This window comes from Rhizobium sp. SVR5-9E (assembly GCF_056755095.1).
In genome coordinates, this window is sequence record NZ_JBNDHS010000662.1 from 1 (window position 1) to 241 (window position 241).

1 protein-coding gene is annotated in these 241 nt (G+C 36.5%); it reads right to left on the reverse strand.

Features of this window, described 5'->3' with window-relative positions:
• On the reverse strand, positions 1-241 hold a 241-nt coding region (locus ACPYOJ_RS36455; protein WP_481420549.1), incomplete at both ends, for a MauE/DoxX family redox-associated membrane protein.

Sequence of the window (241 nt, forward strand, 5' to 3'; positions counted from 1 at the left end):
GTGCGATCAGTGCTGAAAGGGTGAATTTAAGCTTAAGTTTTAGCAGAAGCATGAATCCCAACAGAAGTTCAAGAATTACAACAATCACTGAAAAAAGCAACGCAAATTTTTCAAAAAAAGGCATATTGAATACGGCAGGAGAGAAGTATTCTTCCATTTTGAAAGAAAAACCGACCAAATCTACCGCTTTTACAAATCCCGAAAGGATGAAAATCACTGCAACAACGAAACGTAATAAACC